Annotated in this window: 21 protein-coding genes; 17 read left to right on the forward strand and 4 right to left on the reverse strand. The window is 45.3% G+C overall.

Annotated elements, in window-relative coordinates:
- Positions 1–44 precede the first annotated feature (44 nt).
- Positions 45–800, forward strand: a complete 756-nt coding sequence (locus tag K401_RS0119700) for a hypothetical protein (protein ID WP_024294569.1) — start codon at positions 45–47, stop codon at positions 798–800.
- Between the two features lie 71 nt (positions 801–871).
- On the opposite strand, the gene K401_RS0119705 is transcribed toward K401_RS0119700, so the two are convergent.
- The gene (locus tag K401_RS0119705) at positions 872–1,456 is read right to left on the reverse strand and encodes a class I SAM-dependent methyltransferase (protein WP_024294570.1); all 585 of its coding nucleotides are present in this window, start codon (positions 1,454–1,456) and stop codon (positions 872–874) included.
- Between the two features lie 52 nt (positions 1,457–1,508).
- Entirely contained in the window at positions 1,509–3,317 is a 1,809-nt protein-coding gene (locus K401_RS0119710; RefSeq protein WP_024294571.1) for an aminotransferase class I/II-fold pyridoxal phosphate-dependent enzyme, read from the reverse strand.
- Positions 3,318–3,587: 270 nt separating this feature from the next.
- Between K401_RS0119710 and K401_RS0119720 the strand changes: the two genes are divergently transcribed.
- Together K401_RS0119720 and hcp are read left to right on the forward strand one after the other, a co-directional pair.
- Positions 3,588–3,809 (forward strand): hypothetical protein, encoded by a 222-nt coding sequence (locus K401_RS0119720; protein ID WP_024294572.1) that lies wholly within the window; start codon positions 3,588–3,590, stop codon positions 3,807–3,809.
- Positions 3,810–4,154: 345 nt separating this feature from the next.
- Positions 4,155–5,786 (forward strand): hydroxylamine reductase, encoded by a 1,632-nt coding sequence (hcp, locus tag K401_RS0119725; RefSeq protein ID WP_024294573.1) that lies wholly within the window; start codon positions 4,155–4,157, stop codon positions 5,784–5,786.
- Between the two features lie 102 nt (positions 5,787–5,888).
- Here the strand turns inward: hcp and K401_RS0119730 are convergent, their stop codons facing one another.
- Positions 5,889–6,296 (reverse strand): cytidine deaminase family protein, encoded by a 408-nt coding sequence (locus tag K401_RS0119730; RefSeq protein WP_024294574.1) that lies wholly within the window; start codon positions 6,294–6,296, stop codon positions 5,889–5,891.
- A 274-nt stretch (positions 6,297–6,570) separates the two neighbouring features.
- On the opposite strand from K401_RS0119730, the gene K401_RS0119735 reads away from it, so the two are divergent.
- The 9 genes from K401_RS0119735 (at position 6,571) to K401_RS0119785 (ending at position 15,413) form a co-directional block, all read left to right on the forward strand.
- The gene (locus K401_RS0119735; protein WP_024294575.1) at positions 6,571–6,759 is read left to right on the forward strand and encodes a ferredoxin; all 189 of its coding nucleotides are present in this window, start codon (positions 6,571–6,573) and stop codon (positions 6,757–6,759) included.
- Positions 6,760–6,884: 125 nt separating this feature from the next.
- Positions 6,885–8,099 carry a DUF438 domain-containing protein gene (locus K401_RS0119745; protein ID WP_024294576.1) on the forward strand — a complete coding sequence of 405 codons (1,215 nt, stop codon included), beginning with the start codon at positions 6,885–6,887 and terminating at the stop codon, positions 8,097–8,099.
- 720 nt (positions 8,100–8,819) lie between these two features.
- Positions 8,820–8,999, forward strand: a complete 180-nt coding sequence (locus tag K401_RS0119750; RefSeq protein WP_024294577.1) for a hypothetical protein — start codon at positions 8,820–8,822, stop codon at positions 8,997–8,999.
- The gene (locus K401_RS0119755; protein ID WP_024294578.1) at positions 8,996–10,702 is read left to right on the forward strand and encodes a methyl-accepting chemotaxis protein; all 1,707 of its coding nucleotides are present in this window, start codon (positions 8,996–8,998) and stop codon (positions 10,700–10,702) included. The genes K401_RS0119750 and K401_RS0119755 overlap by 4 nt, the downstream gene beginning before the upstream one ends.
- A 119-nt stretch (positions 10,703–10,821) precedes the next feature.
- On the forward strand, positions 10,822–11,613 hold the full coding sequence (locus tag K401_RS0119760) for a shikimate kinase (protein ID WP_024294579.1): 792 nt from the start codon (positions 10,822–10,824) through the stop codon (positions 11,611–11,613).
- Between the two features lie 139 nt (positions 11,614–11,752).
- A complete protein-coding gene (locus tag K401_RS0119765) occupies positions 11,753–12,178 on the forward strand; it encodes a bacteriohemerythrin (protein WP_024294580.1) in 426 nt (141 codons plus the stop codon).
- The gene (locus K401_RS0119770; RefSeq protein ID WP_024294581.1) at positions 12,171–12,617 is read left to right on the forward strand and encodes a chemotaxis protein CheX; all 447 of its coding nucleotides are present in this window, start codon (positions 12,171–12,173) and stop codon (positions 12,615–12,617) included. The genes K401_RS0119765 and K401_RS0119770 overlap by 8 nt, the downstream gene beginning before the upstream one ends.
- Before the next feature lie 220 nt (positions 12,618–12,837).
- Positions 12,838–14,715, forward strand: a complete 1,878-nt coding sequence (locus K401_RS0119775) for an urease accessory protein UreH domain-containing protein (RefSeq protein ID WP_024294582.1) — start codon at positions 12,838–12,840, stop codon at positions 14,713–14,715.
- A 143-nt stretch (positions 14,716–14,858) separates the two neighbouring features.
- A complete protein-coding gene (locus K401_RS0119785) occupies positions 14,859–15,413 on the forward strand; it encodes a DUF2318 domain-containing protein (RefSeq protein ID WP_024294583.1) in 555 nt (184 codons plus the stop codon).
- 5 nt (positions 15,414–15,418) lie between these two features.
- Here K401_RS0119785 and K401_RS0119790 read toward each other — a convergent pair whose 3' ends face one another.
- Entirely contained in the window at positions 15,419–15,778 is a 360-nt protein-coding gene (locus tag K401_RS0119790) for a winged helix-turn-helix transcriptional regulator (RefSeq protein ID WP_024294584.1), read from the reverse strand.
- A 229-nt stretch (positions 15,779–16,007) separates the two neighbouring features.
- Between K401_RS0119790 and K401_RS0119795 the strand changes: the two genes are divergently transcribed.
- The 5 genes from K401_RS0119795 to K401_RS0119815 all read left to right on the forward strand — a co-directional run bounded on the left by K401_RS0119795 (position 16,008) and on the right by K401_RS0119815 (position 21,637).
- The gene (locus tag K401_RS0119795; RefSeq protein WP_024294585.1) at positions 16,008–18,488 is read left to right on the forward strand and encodes a heavy metal translocating P-type ATPase; all 2,481 of its coding nucleotides are present in this window, start codon (positions 16,008–16,010) and stop codon (positions 18,486–18,488) included.
- A gap of 6 nt (positions 18,489–18,494) precedes the next feature.
- Entirely contained in the window at positions 18,495–19,217 is a 723-nt protein-coding gene (locus tag K401_RS0119800; RefSeq protein WP_024294586.1) for a hypothetical protein, read from the forward strand.
- Positions 19,218–19,240: 23 nt separating this feature from the next.
- On the forward strand, positions 19,241–19,450 hold the full coding sequence (copZ, locus tag K401_RS0119805) for a copper chaperone CopZ (protein WP_024294587.1): 210 nt from the start codon (positions 19,241–19,243) through the stop codon (positions 19,448–19,450).
- Positions 19,451–19,547: 97 nt separating this feature from the next.
- A complete protein-coding gene (locus K401_RS0119810; protein ID WP_024294588.1) occupies positions 19,548–20,255 on the forward strand; it encodes a response regulator in 708 nt (235 codons plus the stop codon).
- Positions 20,252–21,637 carry a HAMP domain-containing sensor histidine kinase gene (locus K401_RS0119815; protein ID WP_024294589.1) on the forward strand — a complete coding sequence of 462 codons (1,386 nt, stop codon included), beginning with the start codon at positions 20,252–20,254 and terminating at the stop codon, positions 21,635–21,637. Before K401_RS0119810 ends, K401_RS0119815 begins: the two co-directional genes overlap by 4 nt.
- Positions 21,638–21,775 lie beyond the last annotated feature (138 nt).

Genomic DNA, 21,775 nt, shown 5'->3' on the forward strand with positions numbered 1-21,775 from the left:
GGAAGCAGATCATAAGGCAGGAATGGGAAAGGAGAGTGATGCCCATGAACAGGGAAGGCGCAAAAAGGCTGGTTCAGGGATTGCTTGGAAAGCAGCAGGTACCTGACTTTGGGCTGGAGGAACCGGGCAGGATCCTCCCTCTCCATCCCATGATGGAGGATATGGCAAAGCTGTCTGAAACAGAGTTTGGCATGTATGCATGGTCCAGAGAACCTTTGGAAGGAAAGTTTGACCGGGAACAAAAACTCCAATATATCCTGGAGGCAGGGCGTTGCGGAAGAGAGGAGGCTGCTCTTTTAAAAGAGGAGCATAACACAAAAGATCCGGACGTCATAGCCAGTAAACTGGGACTTAAGGTATTCACCCCGGATACACCCTCAGGAGGCGGCCATGTGATCTTTGCCCAGTATGTGGAGCCGGATGAGGTGACCATCTTCATGGATGGGGTGGAACGGGCCGAAAGGCTCATTGAGGACCATTGCCTTGGTGCACTTCTGGAACATGCTGATGTCCGGAGTCTCCTCCTTGCCCATGAGATCTTTCACTGGGTAGAATACCGCAAGGAGGATTTCATTTATACTAAGACAGAAAAGGTGGAACTTTGGAAGCCCCCGTTTTCCAATAGATCCAGGCTGGTGTGCCTGGGTGAGATTGCAGGCATGGCTTTTGCCGGAGAACTGCTGGGAATTTCCTTTTCCCCCTATGTCCTTGACGTGCTCCTGATGTACGGTTACCAGGAGGATGCGGCTACAGCCCTTTATGAGGAGATCATGGAGATGGCTCAAATGACGGCAGAATAGAAAGAGAGACTAACCTTATCTGGGTTAGTCTCTCTGCATGTTTCCGGAACAAAGCTGTCGCAGCATATTCTTTAAGAGAAAATATAAACCGCATTAAACCGGTCATTTCTATAAGGGTCATAAAAACCATCGCTGATATCCCAGTCACGGAATTCTTTCTTAGAAAATAATAAGTGCTCTTCCCGGTGAGAGCGCATGGGGATTTCTCCGATCAGCACACCTTTTTTTGCAACACGAAGCAGCTCTTTTGTTGCTTTTTCCGCATACTCTTTATTTTCAAAATAGAGGTAAACGCCGTAGCAGATCACCTTGTCAAAGGAATTATCCTTAAACGGCAGATCCGCGGCTTCGCCTGTCAGGACCGAATTCTGTAAAAACTGGATATGCTTTTGAACCAGGGTAGGAGAATAGTCAATGCCTACGTAATCACAGTCCAGATATTGGGCCAGGGCACCTGCGCCGCAGCCTACTTCAAGGACTTTGTCGTTTTTCTGTATATCCAGCCGTTTGGTGATCTGGCGGGCCACCTCTTCCATATCCACCTTGGTGGCCTCATAGCCGTCGTATGCCAGAAGATCCGTAACGGAGCTGTCTGCCCGGCCTTTCCGAGTCCAGATCTGTTTCCAGGTTTCCTTTGATATTTCCTGTGTATTCATAGTTGCTGCCTCCTTCAATTTTCGTGCCCGCAGCTTACTGCAGGGTATTTGACTAACGTAATATATGTTTCAGCGCATCAGCCAGACGTTCGTTGTCTGCTTCTGTCCTGACTGCAATGCGGATAAACTCCCTGCCTTCCATTCCCGGCTTATGGGACAGATCCTTTACCAGAATGTTGTAACGGTTTAACAGGAGTTCTGCGATCTGGCCGGCAGAACAGCCATCGGTGATTTCACACATGATGAAATTGGCCTGAGAAGGGTAAAGCTTCAGCTGCCTGATGGAGGAAAGGGACTGGTATAATTTTTCTCTTGTCCTTTTAAAATGCTCCAAAGCATCATGGTAGTCTGATTGGTATTTTTCAAATATCTGAAGAAAATACTCAGCCAGAGAGTTGATGTTCCAAATGGGCAGTTCTTCCCGCACCTGATTTATAATTTCCGGGTCGCTGCTGGTAAGAAGCCCCAGCCTCAGTCCGGGGACTCCGTAGGATTTTGAAATGCTCTTAATAAGCACCAGGTTCTTGTACTCATCCAATATTTCCTGACTCATAAGGGAGGGCGATTCCTCTGCAGAGGAAAAGTCAATAAAGGATTCATCCAGAATGAATGTGATATTTCTTGCCTTACAGTATTGGACAAGAGATAAAACGTCCTGCTTTGGAAGGTAATTTCCCGTGGGATTATCCGGGTTTACGAGAACCAGGGCCTCCAGTTCCTTATCTTTGTAAAAGTCCATAATATCCTGGGCGGTATATGTATAATCAGGAGTTGAAACGGAAAAATAAAACGCATTCTGAGAACAGATTCCATATTCTTCAAAGGAAGGGCGCACAACGCCCACGGCATGTTTAAAGCTGCGGATCAAGGGCTTGATTAATTCGGCTGCTCCGTTTCCGGTGAGGACCTGGTTTCTGTCCAGGCCAAGGGATTTTGCGGCAAGCAGGTTATTGACATCAAGGCCGGAGGGATAGCTGGTGGTAAGAATTTCAAAGCTGGCCTTGATCTCTCCCATGAACCGGCTGTTTGGAAAATAGGGATTGACCAGGTAACAAAAATCCAGAAGTCCGGGATACCGCCAGTAGCCGCCGAAACGCTTTGATAACCGGGACAATCTGCTTTGGGAATCCGTAAAAATAGATTCCGCAATATCTAAATCCTGCTCATCGTCTATTTCATACCAGAAGCCGTTTTCCAGCCTGGTGGCTTTTAAATCGTGGTCATCCAAAAGAGAAATGACCTTTAATACCTGTTCATAATATTCATTGTTACCCAGGGCCTTACTGTAGGCTTCCAGAAAGGGCACATAGTGGGTAGTGGAAAAATTGCGGCTGAATTTATAAATGTTGACGGTTTTATAATAGGAATGAATGTCTTCGAAACGGAAATCTTTCCGTGTGAGGAATTTCATAATATTGTCCTGCTCATCAAGGAGGACCACCGTCCCATCCATCCAGCTTTCAAAATGGGCCACAAGAGCCAGATTGGGATAGGGGTCACTGATGATCTGGTTCAGCACCTCCTGCTCAAAAATCAAATCTGATTCCAGCAAAATGGTATCATCCAAAAGAAGCTGGTCCTTTGCAAGATAAAGGGAGTAAATATTGTTTGTTGTTTTGTACACAGGATTGTCAATGTACATGACCGGAGTGGAGAGAGGGAGAGAGGATACAAAGGATTGAAGCTCTTCCCCCTTGTGGCCGGTGACTATGATGATCCTGTTCAAACGGCAATGATCCAGCTGCTTTAGCATGCGTTCGATCATAGGAATGCCATTTACGGAAATCATGCATTTTGGCTGGTTTTCAGTTAGCTTTTTTAAACGCCGTCCCATTCCGGCGGCCAGAATAATTGCCTGCATAGCACACTCCTTTGTTCAAAAATGGAATAATTTATCAATTAATGAACATGATAGCAGGTTGATAATGATCTGTCAATAGATTGGAGGTAAAAAGCTTATGAGAATTTTCCGGTGGTCAGTTCCGGATAAGTTTCGTGGCATCAAAATATGAACATGGATTTTCTTTTTGAATATAATAATATTTTTCCAAAAGCGTATACTAACTTTGAATCAAGTAAACAGAACGTGACTGAAAAGAACCAGGGAAAAATTTGAAAGGAGACAGTGTGGATGAAAGGGATGTGTGAGTGTGCCGATGTATTTGTCCAGAAATGCAGTGTAAAAGATTTTGCATTATTAAAAATATGCCTGTGTGCAGTAGGAATCATGGTTGGATTGATGATCCCGGAGAAAAAGAAAAAATGGCCTTTGATGGCTGCAGGCGTTGTTTTTGTATTTAGTTATATTCTGATCATGGGAAAATTCATAAAGGTTTGCATGGACCAACGATAAGACCGCTCCGGGGAATTGGTGCGAAAAAGTTTCTGATTCCATGGCATGATGGGCTGTATCAGCATTTTGGTAAAACAAATTGCTGGTACAGCCTTTTTCGTCTCGTTTAACCCAATCAGGCAGTAAAGGGGACCGGGATTATTCCCTTGTCTAAAGAATTACGTCCTATGAATAAAAATGCTCTGCTGTTAATCCTGATTTTGATAAAAATAATTAAAAAAGTTTGAGTTCGTTGTAATAACAACAGACATGTTCTCCTGGCAATGGTATCCTCTATAAAGAAAGCAAGAGCACTAAAAAATTGGTGCTATGCATAGAAAACATACAATTAGGAGGTAATGGAATATGAGCATGTTTTGCTATCAGTGTCAGGAGACAGCTAAAAACACAGGCTGTACCATTAAGGGTGTCTGTGGTAAGAATGAGGAGGTCGCCAAGCTTCAGGATCTGCTCATTTATGCGGTAAAGGGTATTTCTGAAATTGTTGTAAAGACAAAAACCGATGTTTCAGGGATCAACACAATCAATCATGAGGTGCTGACAAGCCTCTTTATTACGATCACAAACGCTAACTTTGATGCGGATGCAATTGAAAAGCAGATCGTAAAGGTTCTTGGTTTAAGAGACCAGCTTGCAAAAGATACGGGTTACAACGGAAACCAGGATGCCGCAGTATTTACTGTGGATTCCAGAGAATCCATGCTTTCCAAGGCTTCCAAAGTTGGGGTTCTTGCTACGGAAAATGAAGATGTCCGTTCTTTAAGAGAACTGATCATCTACGGAATCAAGGGTCTGGCCGCTTACACAGAGCATGCATTCAATATTGGGAAAGAGGATGTTTCCATTTATTCCTTTATGTACGAAGGACTTGCTGCAACTCTTGACGACAGCCTTACAGCTGATGATCTGGTTGCTTTGACTTTAAAGACCGGTGAATACGGAGTAAAGGGAATGGCTCTTCTTGATGAGGCCAATACCTCCCGCTACGGAAATCCGGAAATCACTTCCGTTAATATCGGCGTCAGAAAGAATCCGGCCATTCTCATTTCCGGCCATGATTTAACAGATATGGAGCAGCTTTTAGAGCAGACAAAGGGGACAGGTGTGGATGTTTACACCCATGGAGAAATGCTTCCTGCCCATTATTATCCTGCATTTAAGAAATATGACAACTTTGTAGGAAACTACGGAAACTCCTGGTGGATGCAGGTTGGCGAATTTGAGTCCTTTCACGGACCGATTCTGTTTACCACAAACTGTATCGTTCCTCCAAAAACACCGGAAGTTGCAGAAAGAATTTTTACAACAGGTGCGGCAGGCTTCCCGGGCTGTCCTAATATTCCTGCAGACGAAAACGGAAAGAAAGATTTTTCTGCCATCATCGAAATGGCAAAGAAGCTTCCTTCTCCTGATGAGATCGAAACAGGCAGCATTGTAGGCGGTTTTGCCCACAATCAGGTGCTGGCACTTGCTGATAAAGTAGTTGATGCCGTAAAATCAGGAGCTATTAAAAAGTTCTTTGTTATGGCAGGCTGCGACGGCAGAATGAAATCCAGAGAGTACTATACGGAATTTGCAAAGCAGCTTCCAAAGGATACCATCATTCTTACGGCAGGCTGTGCAAAATACAGATACAACAAGCTGGAGCTGGGCGACATCGGCGGAATCCCAAGAGTTCTGGATGCAGGACAGTGTAATGACTCCTACTCCCTGGCAGTGATCGCGCTGAAATTAAAAGAAGTATTCGGCCTTGATGATGTTAATAAGCTTCCTATCGCTTATAACATCGCATGGTATGAGCAGAAAGCAGTTATCGTGCTTCTTGCGCTGCTTTACTTAGGAGTGAAGAACATTCATTTAGGACCCACATTACCAGGATTCTTATCTCCAAATGTTGCCAAAGTTCTTGTTGAAACATTTGGAATTGCAGGAATCGGCACGGTAGAAGATGATATCGAATTATTCATGAATGCATAATAGCCGGATACCGGCGCAATAAAAAGGGAAGGCTGCATAACTGACGGGAGTTGGTTCGCAGCCTTCCTGCTTTATCGGCTTCCGGGCATAATTCATATTGAATTAAAGCTGGCTGAAACGGCTGTCTGTCCACCAATTGGGACATAAATCGCCAAGCTTCACTGTCTCTAACGTATCCTTATCCATCAGGACGTCAATGTCTTTGCTGTCCTTATCCAGCTGCATCATAAATTCTCTGCAGGCCCCGCACGGGGGCCCGATTTTTCCGTCAGGCATAATTGCAAGAACTTTGGTTATTTTACTTTCCCCATGGGTTATCATATTTGCAATTGCATTGCGTTCCGCGCACATTCCAAGGGAAGAACTGGTATCAATGCAAACTCCGACAAAAATATTGTTATTTGCTGTTAATATAGCAGCGGCAACTCCGCCCGCATCAATAAACGGAGAAATGGTTCTTGGATTTTGAACCTGTTTAGCCCTGTTATACATCTCATTCCATATGTTCATTCATTTTTACCCCCTTATTTAATATAAAATCGTTTTGTTTTGGATTTTACTGTTATCAAAAAATGAGTTACATTTCTTTCTATACTTCCACAATTATAATAGCATATCATGTATTTTGTAAACTTTTATCAAAAAATTGGAAAATGTTGTAATTACAACTGACATAAAACCATGGCAATGGTATTCTGAAAAAAATAAAACATATCTTTGGAAATGGATAATTTGTGAAGAAATTACCAACAATAAAGATATCTTTGGGAAAGGAGTTGTTGATATGAAAGCAACGGTAGATAGAGAGGGTTGTATTGAATGTGGATTGTGTGCATCAATCTGTCCGGAGGTGTTCCGAATGGGGGATGACGGACCTGCAGAAGCATATGTTGATGAAGTGCCGGAATCTTCGGAGCAAACAGCAGTGGAAGCTCAGGAAGGCTGTCCTGTTTCGGTTATAACAGTAGAATAATCAGGAAGAGCGCCTCCTTCTGAGGGAAATGACAATCAGACGGGGGCGTTTTTTGTTCAAATGGGAGAGGATAAAGTCCGCAGGAAGAAGACAAATAGGTTTTCTGTTTGATAAGGAGGAATTTTATGAGTGAATATATTAACAATCGTGAAATGCGGCAAAATGCAATAAAGGAAATCATTAAAAAACTACATGAAGGAAAGTCGGTGGAAGAAGTCAAGAAGCTGTTTGAAGAGGCGTTCCATGGCGTGTCTGCCTCTGAAATTTCTGCGGCTGAAACCGCCCTTATTTCGGAAGGCCTGCCGGTGGAAGAGGTGCAGAAGCTTTGTGATGTTCACGCTGCGGTTTTTAAAGGTTCCATTGAGGAAATCCACCACCCGTCTGATCCAACCTTGATTCCCGGACACCCCTTGAATGTATTGGTCAAAGAAAATGAAAAAATTGCTCAAATCGTTGAAGACGAAATCCGTCCTTATTTGCCCCTGACAAGGATGAGCGGCAAGGAGGCGTTTTCAAAGGTTAAAGAAGGTGTAAATCAGTTAAAGGATTTATCCGTTCATTACGGAAAAAAGGAAAATCTGCTGTTCCCGTATATGGAAAAATACGGAATCACCGCACCCCCAAAGGTCATGTGGGGAGTGGACGATGAAATCAGGGGGCAAGTGAAAGAAACCGCGGAGATGCTTCATAGGGCTGGGGAGCTTAACGAAACCCTGGTGCAGAAAATAGAAAAATTGCTGGATAAGATCATTGAGATGATATTTAAAGAAGAAAATATCATGGTCCCCATGCTTCTAGAGCAGCTGACCCAGGAAGAATGGAAGACAATTGCTGATGAAAGCAAGGAAATAGGCTTTATCATTGACCGTGTGCCCCAGTGGAATCCTGCCGCAGAGGACAAGAACAAAGAAAAGACGGAGAAGAAAGAAGAGGCCGGCCTTATTAAACTCCCTTCAGGAGAATTTGAGGTGGAGGAGCTGACGGCCATGTTAAATGCGCTCCCCTTTGACATTACCTTTGTAAATAAGGATGACGTGGTAAAGTATTTTTCAGAGGGAAAAGAGAGAACCTTCCCAAGAACAAAAGCCATTATCGGCAGAAATGTCTCCAACTGCCATCCGCCGGCAAGTGTCCACATCGTTGAACAGATTGTTGAAGATTTTAAAACCGGCAGTAAGGACCAGGAAGACTTTTGGATTCAAATGGCCGGAAAATATATTTTGATCCGTTATTATGCGGTAAGAAGCCATGAAGGAGAATATCTTGGCGTTCTGGAGGTGACCCAGGATATCAAGCCGATCCAGGAGATCACCGGAGAAAAGAGACTGATATCGGAATAGAAATCACCTGAATATAAAGCCGTCCGGCCAGGGGCTTGTAAAGTCCTGGCCGGTTTTTTGAGTGTGTTCTTTGGTCAGATACGGCAGACAGATTCTGGAATACATAAAAACTATACTAAAATAGTAAAGTATAGTATAAGAAATTTGTTCTATTTGTATAATAAATTAGATAAAATGACGCAGTATATTTGGTACTGCGTTTACAATTATATGTATATTTCGACAATATTCATTATACAACAAGAAAATATTATTTGTCAAATATCAAGTAAACTAATAATTGCAACATTAAAAAGCGGTTTTTCATGAATTATCCTACTAGATCAGAAACATTTTTCTGAAAATTCATATATCAGCCGTCAACAAAATCGTCATTTGACGGAGCTATATGTGTTCTCATTGGCTTGGAGGAATAAAGAAATGAATCGCCTCTTAGCTTTTTCAGGAATAAGATTATAATCCAAGGGCAGGGGACTGCATTGCTGTAAATCACTGTGTCGGAATTTAAAGCCGTCAGTCTTCCCGTCAATGACTTATAATACCACGTAAATATCCCATTATTTCTCCTTTTCCGCAGTACCAAATATACTGCGAATCTGTTCTGCACTCCACGGTATCAACGGCCCTCTCCATGCACTTTTTTTATTCAGGATCAATACATTATCCTATACAGGGTTATTAGGCCCTGAAATGAAGATGGCATTGCCGAGGAGGACAAACGTGTACGAGATTATTGTGAAAAAAAAGACATATAGTTTTGCTTTTTACAGATTGTTATTATGGCTTAATTGGTTTAAAGATGGTTTTATATGTAATAAGGATAGAGCCGCACTCCGGGAAGGGGAAGCAGATTGTCCGATTTTTAATAATACAAAAGAGAACTGGGAGGAAGTAAAATGAAAAGCTTTAAAGATTTCAGTATTTCACGGAAATTGCTGACAGGGTTTTTGAGCCTGACCCTTATTATGCTGTTGGTAGGAGGCGCAGGGATTGCCGGACTGGCCAGGATCAGCCAAATGGATACTTACTTGTATAAAGAACAGACAGCACCAATGAAAGATCTGATGGCTGCGGTTGAAAGCCTGTATCAGTTCCGGGTGGATTCCAGAGCCATGGTGATCTATGCCGGAGATGCCCAGAAGCTTGATGAGCTGGAGCAAAGCTTTGATCTTGGATCAGAGAGGTTTCTTGCCAGCACGGCGTCTTACCGGGAGACCATTACCAGCCCTGATTCTCTTGCCTTGTTGGACGAGACAATTTCCCTGTTTAACAATGCTTTTAAACCGGCAGTAGAAAAGTGCCTGGAAGTGGCAAATGCCGGGGATGGAACTGCCGCATGGGACGCGCTCTATGAGGAAACAAATAATATACAGAAAATGTTTGATAATTTCAACATGCTCATAGACACTCGGATGGCTGAAGCCGGAGAGACAAATGAAGTCAATAACGCGACTGCATTGTGGCTGACTGTTGTTCTGGTTCTTTTTATTGTGTTGGGAGCCGGTGTAGCCATAATTTTAGGGTCAAAAATTTCAAAGATGATCAGCCGGCCGATCGGCCAGGTAGTGGATGCTGCCGACCGGATTGCATTAGGCCATGTGGATGTAGCGCTTAGTGATATTGATTCAAAGGATGAAATCGGTCAGCTTGCAAATGCCTTCACCAAAATGATCGAAAGCATTGGAAAGCAGGTTGATGCTGCGGACAGGATCAGCAACGGCGATTTTACCAGGGAAGTGCCCCTACGTTCTGAGCAGGATATCCTTGGGCTTGCACTGCAGAAGATCAGAAGGGATTTGAACCAGACCCTCTTATTGATAAGCTCTTCCTCTGAACAGGTCAATGCGGGAGCAGAACAGGTTTCCGCTGCAGCACAGGCTTTAGCCTCCGGCACAGCCGAGCAGGCGGCTACGATTGAGGAACTGAATGCCTCTGTCTCCAGTGTGGCAGGGCAGACGGAACAAAATGCAGAAAATGTGCAAAAGGCTGCAGAATATGTTGGGCAGGCCGGAGCAGGAGTGAATGAGAGCAACGAATACATGCGGAAGCTTAATATGGCAATGAAGGAAATCGGATCAGCTTCTGATAAGATATCAAGCATTACAAAGGTAATTGAAGACATTGCCTTCCAGACAAACATTCTTGCCCTAAATGCTGCTGTTGAATCCGCCCGCGCAGGAGAAGCCGGCAAAGGCTTTGCGGTTGTAGCTGATGAGGTCAGGAGCCTTGCCGGTAAATCTGCGGAAGCGGCAAAGCAGACCGCTGATTTAATCACACGTTCTGTTACAAGCGTTGCAGAAGGGGAACGGCTGGCAGATGAAACCGCAAAAGTACTTCAGGAGGTAGCAGAAAAGGCAGTGCTTGTAGAAAAGGCTATCAAGGAAATAGAAGAATCCTCTTTCTATCAGGTGCAGGCAATAGAGCAGATCAACCAGGGTTTATCCCAGGTGTCTTCCGTTGTCCAGAATAACGCTGCCACCGCAGAAGAAAGCTCCTCTTCCAGCGAAGAACTGGCTGCCCAGGCGCAGATGCTTCAACAGGAAGTGAGCAGGTTCCGGCTTTTAAAGGAAGATTATAATTTTACCGGCTCCCGTTTGGGCTGATAAAAAGAAACGGAAAGAATTGCTTTACAGCCTGCCTCCATGTTTTGTATAATGTAAAAAATGCAGGGAACAAAAGATATCCCCTTGATTTATTAAGAGCCAAAATATGGAGAGACAATATGAGAGAGCTGAATGAAGTAAGAAAAGATTTGGACCGCTGTGATACGGAGCTTTTAAAGCTTCTGATGCAGCGCCTTGGCTGCGCGGCGGAGATCATGGAATACAAAAAGGAACACGGGCTGCCCATCTTTTTGCCGGAAGAGGAAGCTGTCCGGCATGACAGTCTGCTTGCAGAGATCGGAGAACATCCTTACTGTGCCGAACTATTGAGGATATTTAAACAGATCCGCGAGGAAAGCAAGTGTGTACAAAGCAAAAGCCTGATTGATCATAACATCGCATTGATCGGGTTTATGGGAACAGGAAAAAGTACGGTATCCAAATATTTAAAGGATGTGCTGGCCATGAATGAGGTGGATGTGGATGCCATGATCGTGGAAGACCAGAAGATGCCTATTAAGGATATCTTTGCACAATACGGAGAGGAATACTTCAGGAACTGCGAAAGCAGTGCGATCCTCAGTCTGCAAAACTGCCGCCAGACCATTATTTCCTGCGGAGGCGGTGCGGTAATGCGGGAAGAAAATGTGAAAAATCTCAAAAAAGGAAGCCGCATCGTGCTTCTGACCGCCAGTCCTGAGTCCATATTGGAACGGGTAAAGGGTGATGGCGGGCGTCCGATTTTAAATGGAAATATGAATGTGGAATTCATAAAAGAGCTTATGGCAAAACGTAAGGATTTTTATGAAAAGGCGGCTGATATCATCATAGAAACGGATCATAAAAGTGTGGACCGGATATGCGAAGAACTCATCACATCCCTGGTGCAATTTGAGCAGCGGTTTTCTTGACAGGTATACAAATATTGCTATATAATACAGGCAGGAGCAAAGCCTGAGAACATCCCGGTTTTGTATTCTAAATACAAATGATAAAAGGTATACCGGCTTCATGAAGCCGGTATATACTTATAGAAAGGCAGGATAACCAATGCTTTGGAAGGACAAGTATGAGCTGGGAGTTCCATCGATTGATGTACAGCATATGGAACTGTTTCAGCGGGTGGAGGTTTTTATGAAAGTGCTGCGCTCATCTGCTACCTGGGATGAGAAAGTAGGAAAGGTGAATGAAACCCTGGAATTTATGAATGCATATGTTGTAGAGCATTTCCGTGATGAGGAAGCATACCAGGAGAAAATCGGTTATCCGGGCAGAGAAGAGCATAAGAAGATCCATAGGGATATGGTGAATTATGTTCTTGCGGTAACGGAAGAGTATGAGCGCAGCGGTTATGATGAGCAGCTGATGCAGAAGTTTGCAGGCAGGCTTGTGGCCTGGCTCATCAACCATGTGGCGGCGGAAGATCAGCGCATTGCCTCCTATGCAATTTCAAAGGGGGTAGCTGAGAATGACTGACCTTTACGGCCCTTTTTTAGAAGCAACCAGGAATGTATTTAAGCTGATGCTTGAGCTTAATGATGTTTCCGACCACCCGGCGGACTCCTTTGCATGTGAAGAGGAATTGGATGTTTCCATCGGCTTTATCGGAGACCTTAAGGGGGAAGTGGTTTACCGGCTCCCTCATGAGACATCTCTTGGCATTGTAAATATTATGAGCGGAATGGAATTTGATTCAGTGGATGATTTTGTTACTTCTGCCGTATCTGAAATAGCCAACATTATCAGCGGAAATGTCCTTACCATGCTTGCAGGCGAGGATTTGACCTGTGATATCCTTCCTCCGGTTCTTCGGGATCCTGATGAAAACGGAGAATATGCATTCCATACGGCCTGCTGCGTGACGACTTCCATCGGAGATGTCTGTCTTGATATAAGGCTTAATCAGGCGCAGTGATTTTAATACATAAATAACACGTGTATATCATTTGAAAGAACGATATACACGTGTTTTTTCGTATTTGCATGTGTGTTTTTCTTTTTTAGCCATTCCATTCAACGGTGAATAGATGCATGAGGATTATATGTGGATTTTGTGTGAAAAAAACCTTATCTACACAACTTCTACAAATTGCCCTGTTATTCTTGGTTTCAGAAATTAAAAAGGAGGACAGACGATGGGATCTGCTGTAAGAACCAAAAAGATACGAATCGGCGGGATGACCTGCATAAGCTGTCAAAATAAAATTGAAAAAAAACTGAGAAACACGGCTGGAATCGAAAAAGCGGAAGTGAGCTACAGTACCGGAACTGCTGCCATTACTTTTGATACAGATATTATTTCGTATAAAAGTATTGTAGGGATCATTGAAGGTCTGGATTACCAGGTATTAACAGAGCATGAACAAAAGGGGCCGGATACCAGCCGGGCCATAGGGATTCTGCTCATCATTGTCTCCCTGTACATGCTGATCCAGCAGTTCGGACTTCTAAATCTGCTTGTCCCCAGCCAGCTTGCAGATGAAAAGATGGGCTATGGAATGCTGTTTGTCATCGGCCTTGTTACATCTGTTCATTGTGTGGCCATGTGCGGCGGCATCAACCTGTCCCAGTGTATTCCCCACAGCGGAGAAGGGGGTCCGGAAAAAAGCCGTTTTTCCACCTTCAGGCCGACTTTTCTTTATAACCTGGGACGGGTGATTTCTTATACTGCAGTAGGCTTTCTGGTAGGAGCCTTAGGCTCTGTGGTTACGTTCTCCAATACCCTTCAGGGAGTTTTAAAGCTGCTTGCCGGTATCTTTATGGTCATTATGGGCATAAACATGCTGGGAATTTTCCCATGGCTTCGCAGGCTGAATCCAAGAATGCCCCAAATTTTTGCAAGAAAAATTGATAAGGAAAAATCAAAAAACAACAGCCCTCTGATCGTAGGCCTGTTAAACGGCCTTATGCCCTGCGGACCATTACAGGCGATGCAGATTTATGCACTGTCTACAGGAAATCCTTTTTCCGGCGCGCTGTCCATGTTCTTATTCAGCCTGGGTACCGTACCCCTTATGTTCGGACTTGGTGCCCTTTCCTCTGCCCTTGGAAAAAAGTTTACAGGCAAGGTCATGACAGTGGGGGCTGTGCTGGTGGTGGTGCTTGGCATGTCCATGTTTTCCCAGGGGTTAAACCTATCGGGCTTTCAGGCGCCGGATATATTCTCCAGCGGCGGAGGCAGCGCCTATGCTGCAGGAGAGCAGGAGAAAAAGGCTGATACAAAAATAGAAGACGGAGTGCAGATCATAAACAGCACCCTTTCTCCGGGAAGATATCCAAATATCAGTGTCCAGAAAGGGATTCCGGTAAAATGGATCATTGATGCACCCAAGGGAAGCATAAACGGATGCAACAACCGGATCATCATCCGGGATCTTGGCATTGAATATTCTTTTAAAACCGGGGAGAATGTTATTGAATTTACCCCTGAAAAAACAGGAAAGATCTCATACAGCTGCTGGATGGGGATGATACGCGGATCCATCTATGTGACGGAAGAAGGAGATACAGGAAACAGTGCAGGCTCTGATGAAGAGGGCGTATTAAAACAATATGCACCGGAAGAGCCGGTGGCAGCCGGCTATACGATTCCAACAGATGAAATTGCTGTAGCGGAAGACGCTGCGGATGAGTATGGAAACACCATTCAGAGGATCACCATGGAGCTTACGGATGAAGGCTTTAAGCCGGCAGCGGCAGTGGTGAAATCCGGGGTGGATGTGGAATGGAATATCATTGACAGTACTTCTGATTCCACCTACGGAACGGAGCTTCTTGTTCCGGATTTTGCAACCCAGCTTCCACTTGAAAAGGGAGAAAACAACCTGTATTTTACACCGGCGGGAAGCTTTGATTTTTCCACAGGAGACAATGCCTTTTATGGGTATATCAAGGTTGTGGATGATTTAAATAACATAGATATGGATGGGATTAAAAAAGAAATAAGCAGCTTTAAAACCATGATCTGGCCCGAGGATACCTTCCAGGGAGCAGGCGGTTCCTGCTGCGGGTAAAAAGGAAAGGAGATCTGATTCATGAGTTTATTGTTAAGTCACTGGCATTGTATCCTTCCGGCTTTAGGTATTATTATAGCAATGTTCTTTATGGGAGACAAAAATAAAAAGGATTAACAGAGTTTAAATTCAGGAGGTATTTTATGTTACGGAAATTTCAGAATGGATATGATAAGAAAAACGGAGGGAAACCCAGTCCGTTTCCAATGAGGCTGGCGTTGTTTGTGATAGCTGCCGCAGCTCTGACCGCCTGCGGGCCAAAGGAAAAGGTGGAGAAGACAGAACCGGCACCGGCATCGGCAGAAAGCAGCCAAAAGGAAGGGACCGGAGAAGCCCTTGTGATTCCTGTAAAAGATATTTCAAGTACGGCTCAATTTTATCCTGTTGATGTAGACGGCACCAAGATGGAGGTCATTGCGGTCAAGGCCCCGGATGGAACCATCCGGACGGCGTTTAACACCTGTCAGGTATGTTATGACTCAGGAAGAGGATACTATAAGCAGGAGAAAGATGTTCTGGTTTGCCAGAACTGCGGGAACCGCTTTCCTATGAGCCGGGTGGAAGTGGAAGCAGGAGGCTGCAATCCCTGGCCCATATTTGACGAGGATAAGACCGTGACAGACGAGTCCATCACGATCTCTAATGATTTCCTCAAGGAATCCAAGGAGATATTTGCAAACTGGAAGTCTACTTATTAAAAATCTTAAGAAGGAAACTTCATGGAGCAGCATACTGTAATGCCATTCTGGCTTAAGTAGTCTGCTCCCCAGTTATACATGGCCTCCAGAATAGGGCGGATGCTGTTTCCTAAATCAGACAGGGCATACTCCACTTTTGGCGGCACCACCGGATACACGGTACGGGTGATCAGATGATCTTCTTCCAGTTCCCGCAGCTGCTGGGTGAGCATTTTGGGCGTGGCCTGGGGGATGAGCTTTCGCAACTCTCCAAACCGGAGGGTATTGCTGATCAAGTGCCATAAGATGAGGGCCTTGTACTTTCCTCCGATCATATCTAATGTGGCATCCACCGGGCAATGATAATTTGTACAGTCTCGGTTCATTGATAGGTTCCTCCTTTAGTATCATTTTGGGTACTATATAACAAAAAAGTGCATACTTGCAATTTTCGCAATTACTGCCATAATAATAACATGAGTGCTCGAAAAATTCAAGATAACAGAATGGCATATTTTTGGAGACCATGGAAAAATTAGTAAAGTAGCAGTGATTGCCGACGACGGAGGGGACGCCTTAAGGAAGTGGCAGCAAAAAAATAGTGAGGTGAATCAAATGGAAAGTCAAATTTTAAATATAAGAGGCATGACCTGTGCAGCCTGTGCACAGAGGATTGAAAAGACAGTACGGAAGCTTTCCGGCATCAGTCAGGCCACTGTAAACCTGGCAAGTGAAAAGCTTTTTGTGGAATATGACAGCAGTGCTCTTGAGCTTTCCGCCATTAAGGCAGCCGTGTCAAAGATCGGGTATGAGGTGGTTGAAAAATCAGAAAATGCCAATGTAACCATACCCATCGGCGGAATGACTTGCGCGGCCTGTGCCCAGCGTGTGGAAAAGGCTGTAGGAAAGCTGGAAGGTGTGGTAAGCGCATCGGTGAATTTTGCAACGGAAAAAGCTACGGTTACTTATGATCCCCAGAAGATCCGGATGTCAGCCATACGGGCAGCTATTGAAAAGGCAGGATATAAGGCCCTGGAGGCAAATAAGGCAGATGCAGCGGATGAGGACCGGGCCCGCAAGCAGCGGGAGATCAAGACTCTTTGGACGAAGTTCATTGTGTCAGCAGTGTTTTCCGTGCCACTTCTCTACGTTGCCATGGCACCCATGATCAAGTTCATTCAGCTGCCCTTCCCGGCAGGGATCGCTCCCATGGAGTACCCCTTAATCTATGCTATGGTAGAGCTTTTGCTGGTGGCTCCGGTCATAGGCGTTGGTTATAAATTTTATACCATTGGTTTTAAAGCCCTGTTCCAGAGAAGTCCGAACATGGATTCCCTGATCGCTGTAGGAACCACGGCTGCTGTTCTTTACAGCATCTACAACATGTTCCAGATTGCAGAAGGTCATTTCATGGCAGTGGATTCTCTGTATTTTGAAACGGCGGGAGTCATCATCACCCTGATCCTGCTGGGAAAATCCTTAGAGGCTGTTTCAAAGGGCAGAACCAGTGAGGCTATTAAAAAGCTCATGGGTCTTGCGCCTAAGACTGCAATTATTGTGGAAGACGGTGTGGAAAAGGAAATTCCTATTGACGAAGTAGAAATCGGTGATATGATTTTAGTAAAGCCTGGTGAAAAAATTCCCGTAGACGGGACCGTGTTAGGCGGCCACACTGCCATTGATGAATCCATGCTTACCGGTGAAAGCATGCCGGTGGATAAAAAAGAAGGAGATCAGGTTTATGCCGCATCTTTAAATACAACAGGAACCATCCGGTTCAGAGCGGAGAAGATCGGCAGTGACACCGCCCTGGCTCAGATCATCAAACTGGTGGAGGATGCGCAAGGGTCAAAGGCACCCATCGCACAGATGGCTGATATTGTTTCCGGCTATTTCGTTCCCGTAGTTTGTGTGATCGCTCTTCTTTCCGGTATTGCCTGGTATATCGGCACAGCCGGAGACTTGAAGTTTGCCCTTACCATATTTATCTCAGTTCTGGTCATCGCCTGCCCCTGTGCCCTGGGTCTTGCAACACCCACTGCCATCATGGTGGGAACAGGAAAGGGTGCGGAAAACGGCATTTTGATCAAGGGCGGAGAAGCTCTTGAAACGGCCCATAAGATCAGCACCATTGTATTTGATAAAACAGGAACCATTACCGAAGGAAAACCAACAGTGACCGATGTTGTGACCGCAGAAGGGCTTTCTAAAGAGCTGCTGCTGCAGCTTACGGCTTCTGCTGAAAAAGGCTCTGAGCACCCCCTTGGCCAGGCAATTGTCCACGGTGCGGAAGATGCAGGACTTACCTTATTGGCGGCGGAGAATTTTGAGTCTCTCACCGGACGGGGTATTGAAGCGAAAATCAACGGGGAAGATATCCTTGCGGGAAACCGGAAGCTGATGGTTGAACGGGACATCTCCTTAACAGGAATGGAAGAAGCGTCTGACCAGCTGGCAGGAGAAGGAAAAACGCCTATGTATGTGGCCATTAACGGCAATCTGGCCGGTATTGTAGCTGTTGCTGACGTTGTGAAGGAATCCAGCCGGGCAGCGATTGAACAGCTCCATAAGATGGGCATAGAAGTAGCTATGATCACCGGAGACAATAAGAGGACCGCAGAGGCCATTGCAAAAGAGGTGGGAATCGACCGGGTGCTGTCCGAGGTTCTTCCTCAGGATAAATCCGATGAGGTGAGAAAACTGCAGGCCGAGGGCCGCAAGGTGGCTATGGTCGGTGACGGGATCAATGATGCTCCTGCTCTGGCCCAGGCTGATATCGGCATTGCAATCGGTTCCGGTACAGACGTAGCCATGGAATCCGCTGACATCGTTCTCATGCGTTCTGATTTAATGGATGTGCCTACAGCAATTAATTTAAGCAAGCAGACCATCCGCAATATCAAACAAAACCTTTTCTGGGCATTTGGTTATAATGTAATCGGGATCCCCATCGCTGCAGGGCTTTTGCATCTGCTCTTTAACGGGCCCCTTCTTAACCCCATTTTTGCGGCGGCAGCCATGAGCTTAAGCTCTGTTTCTGTGCTGACCAATGCATTGCGGCTGAAAAGATTTAAACCAACCACAGGAACGAGGTGACCGGATATGAACAGGAATGGAAAAATAATTGCAGCAGTGGGAACAGCCGTTGTTTTGGTAGCGGTGATCGTGGCAGCGGTTGTAAAGACAGCCGGAGGAAGCTTAGATGTAGTGGGAAAAGAGTCCGTCACATCGTTTGAAGCGGTTTTAAATACGATTCCGGACAATGTAAAGGCCGATGAAACCAATGCGGGCTGGTCCTTAAGTGCACCCGATGACAGCGTACGCTTCATCTGGAGTGAAGATTACAGCAGGAGCGCTCTTCATGACGTCATGCTGGAGCTTGATGCGGCCCCGTTTGTCGGTGCGGGACTTGATTCCGAAAAGCTGCCGGAAAATTATGCAGCCTATGAAGGAATGCTGATGGTAGGAACCAAGCTGGGAACCGATCAATCGGTTTATGAGGGAGATATCACTCCTCTCACCGCTTATGAGCAGATCGTAAATAACCACCGGGACTCCATCAATTACCATATGGACCTTGACCACTATGGGGTAAAGCTGGGAGACGGCAATATGTTTGAATGGGCAAAAAATATGGAAACCAATACCGTAAAAAATCAAGATCAGGATAAGGATATTGTTTTTGTATTGAATCCCGAACCCCTCATTGCAGCCGGTGTTGATCCGGAGAAAGTGGAAGGCTGGGTATATGCGCCGGTTTCTGTAATGGAAAAGGGAAAGACACTGGAGGTCTATAAGTTTTTAAAACCTTTTAATTTAAAATAAAATATCATACGGAGGTAACTCAAATGGCAAAAACAGTAATAAAGGTAGATGGAATGTCATGTGAACACTGTGTTAAGGCAATCACAAATGCGGTAGGCGCCATATCCGGCGTATCCGGTGTATCAGTGGATCTGGAAGGAAAAACAGTAACCGTGGATCATGATCCGGACCAGGCTTCCGTCCAAACGATCAAATCTGAGATTGAAGATCAGGGCTATGATGTCGTTGAATAAGAAATAAAGGGGACGGGGACCGCACAACAAGGCGGTTCCCGCCTTTCTGTATTTTATTTTATGGTGAGTGCAGCGAAAGAAGGATAGAGGTGTTAGGATGCTTAAGAGCAGCAAAAATGTGCTGGTTGTGGATGATGAACCAAAAATTCTGGAAGTAGTCTGCCTGCTTTTGGAGAGTAAGGGATTTCGCACATTCCCCGCAGAAAACGGCAGAAAGGCCCTGGAAATATTTGATTCTGAAAATATTTCCCTTATTATTCTGGACCTGATGATGCCGGATATCTCAGGAGAAGAGGTCTGTATGACCATACGCAAAAAATCCCGTGTTCCCATCATCATGCTGACTGCCAAGGTGGATGAAACCGATGTGGTGGAGGGCCTGGGTATTGGGGCGGATGACTATGTGGTGAAGCCCTTTGGCTTAAAAGAGCTGTATGCCAGGGTGGAGGCCGTTCTCCGCCGGACGGAAAGCGACCTGGTGCCCCTTGTCAAGAGGAATTCCTGGAGAAACGGGGATCTGGTGATCGATTTTGAGAAGAATGAGGTCCGTAAAAAAGGGGTGAGCCTGACTCTTACACCAAGCGAATTAAAAATCCTGTCTGTGCTCATCAAGTATCCGGGAAAGGTCTTTACCAGAGAAGAACTGATTGAGACGGCTTTGGACAAGGGCTTTGCCGGATATGACAGGGCCATTGACAGCCACATTAAAAACATCAGAAAAAAGGTGGAGGACGACCCTAAAAATCCAGTGTATGTGCGGACAATCCCAGGGCTGGGGTATAAATTCGGAGGGGATGGAGAGTGAAGAGTTTAAGAAAACAGTTATCCCTTTCCATTCTGCTGACGCTTTTGATTACCATTGGTCTCATTGGCATTCTTTCCAACTGGATCATGAACCGGGAATTTGAGAAATACATCACCCGGCTGGGACAGGAACGAAGGGAAAATATCGTCGATGATTTAAGCAGGCAATACGATAGCTTTAAACGGAGCTGGAAGCTTGACTACGTTCATGCCATCGGTATGAACTCTCTGTATGACGGATACATCGTAAAGCTGTTTGATGCAGGGGGAAACATGGTATGGGATGCGGAAAATCATGACATGAGTCTTTGCGGGCAGATCATGAGCGAAATTTCGTTGAGAATGGAAGAGAGAGGCACTGTCGGCGGCTTTGTAGACCATACTTATGAGATTCATCAGAATGGAAAACAAATCGGGGCTGTGTCTATTAAATATTACGGCCCGTTTTTTATGAACGAGGCTGATTTTAATTTCATTAATGTCATGAACACGGTCCTTCTGGTCATTGGAATCTTATCCAGCGCCTGTTCCGTGGTGGTGGGCTGCCTTCTTGCCCGGAGAATATCCCGTCCTGTTACGAAAACCGCTTATATTGCCAAACAGATATCAAAGGGCAATTATAACATCCGGTTTGAGCCCGGAACAAAGATCCGGGAGCTTGATGATCTTGCAGATGCCATCAACCATCTTTCCGATGCTCTCGGAGACCAGGAGAAATTGCGAAAGCAGATGACTGCTGATGTAGCTCATGAACTGAGAACGCCTTTGACCGCCCTGGGCTCCCATCTGGAGGCAATGATAGAAGGCCTGTGGGATCCGACACCGGAACGGCTGAAAAGCTGTCATGAAGAGGTAAAGCGCCTTGGGACGCTGGTTGAGGATCTGGGGCAGCTGGCGAAGATCGAGAGTGAAAATCTGGTTTTAAATAAATCCCGGACCGATCTGCTGGAAACCGTATGCACGGTGTCAGATACCATGAAAGGGGAGATGGTCAAGAAGAACCTGTCCCTTTCCATAGAAGGAAATCCGGTCTTTGCTGAGGCGGATAAAAACAGATTCAGCCAGGTCATTGCCAATCTGCTTTCCAATGCAATCAAATACACGCCTGAAGGCGGAGCAATAGAAATCCATGTATCTGAAACAGACCGGCTGGCAATCGTTAAAGTAAAGGATACGGGAATGGGAATTCCTGAAAAGGAACTTCCTTTCATCTTTGAACGGTTTTACAGAACAGACAAATCCCGGAACAGGAAATCAGGGGGCGCCGGCATCGGCCTTGCCATTGTCAGATCCATCGTTGCCGCCCATGAGGGAACGGTGACAGCAGAAAGCGTGCAGGAACAGGGAAGCTGCTTTACTGTGACCATTCCCAAGGAAGGGTGACAGGTTTCATCGTATAATTTAAATAAACCCGAATATAATTTAGTAAAAAATTTCCTGGTGAAGTTAATGTTTCGAGGTAAAAATAGCAGAGGAGTGCTCTCTTGTAACCAAATCGATCCCTCAACGGAACGATATTTG

Origin of the sequence: Lacrimispora indolis DSM 755, assembly GCF_000526995.1 — a bacterium.
GTDB lineage: Bacteria > Bacillota > Clostridia > Lachnospirales > Lachnospiraceae > Lacrimispora > Lacrimispora indolis.